Annotated in this window: 1 protein-coding gene; it reads right to left on the bottom strand. The window is 48.1% G+C overall.

Features of this window, described 5'->3' with window-relative positions; genetic code table 11:
* The coding region (mutL, locus tag R7Q38_RS23695; protein WP_318114505.1) for a DNA mismatch repair endonuclease MutL at positions 1-1,272 on the bottom strand (1,272 nt) is incomplete at both ends.

Below are 1,272 nucleotides of genomic sequence, written 5' to 3' on the forward strand. Positions count from 1 at the left end.
GTGACTCTTGACCGTTGTGACCTGCACAGCAAGCCAATCGATCAGCGCAGGAAGCATCTGAGTTGACGCCTTTTCTCCCTTCATCCACGTTTGCGCGTAAGATAACAGATCTGGTACTAAATTTTGTAAGTTTTGTTGGCGTAATGGTGCTGGCACGCCCATGACCATTAGCGCTTTATCATTTCTGGCTTTTAATTGGATACCCAACTGAGCAAAGTCTTGTTGATAATCTTGTGCCAACGTCACTAAGTCAGTGTCCAACTTCATCGACAACGGTACTAATAAAGGCTGCGCTTTTAACGCTCCTTCACTTGGCGTCAACTGACCTTTGGTGCGATAGAACTCAGCTCGAGGTAATGAAACTAATGCTACGCCACTGTCGCTGCTCATCAGAACAAATTGTTCATCCACAACGGCCAACGCTTTCCCCAACGCTGTAACTTGAGGCAAACTCACTTCTCGAACGGACTCTGTCGATGTCGGTTGCTCAGCTTGTTGAGATTCGAAGTCGGGTGTTTTTAGCAGTTCATGGTAAGCGTGGACTTCTCGCTTACTTGGCGCAGGTTCAGCATGACGCTCTTTACCTACATTTGGTTTAGGCGCAGGTTTGGATTCAATCCAATCCGTTCGCTTAAAGGAATCTGCAATGCGCGCTTCACGCACAGATGAATCACTCGGCGCACGATAGCGTGGCTCTATCTCATCATCAGTACGGCCAGGGTACGTAGGCGGTTTATAAATCGCTTGATACACACGCTCTGGGACAGTAGTACTCACTGATTGTGGCGAGTATTGAGGCGTCGTTTCCGGTTGGCTTTCTCGCTCTTCAGGCTCTGCTCGATGGAACGCGGACTCATTGACTTGCGGCTTATCAATCACAGAGCTTTGTGCCAGTGCATCAGCCAAAGCTTGATAGATAAAGTCATGTACCAATCTTGCTTGGTGGAAACGCACTTCATGCTTCGCTGGATGAACGTTCACGTCCACCTGATGCGGGTCTAGCTCGATGAACAATACATACGCAGCAAATTGATCCGGCTTTAAGCTCATTTCGTAACTTTGACGAATCGCATGATTGATCAGTTTGTCCCGCATCATGCGGCCATTCACGTAACAATACTGCAAATCGCTTTGCTGACGAGCCCCATCCGGGGTGGTGATCCAACCATGCAACTTGAGACCTTGATGCTCAAGCTCAATACGAAGCATATTACGCACAAATGCATTACCACACACCGCCGCTATACGCTTTTCGGTTTGCAGTTGATTCTT

This window comes from Vibrio sp. Vb0598 (assembly GCF_033338935.1).
In the GTDB taxonomy this organism is placed as follows: domain Bacteria; phylum Pseudomonadota; class Gammaproteobacteria; order Enterobacterales; family Vibrionaceae; genus Vibrio; species Vibrio alginolyticus.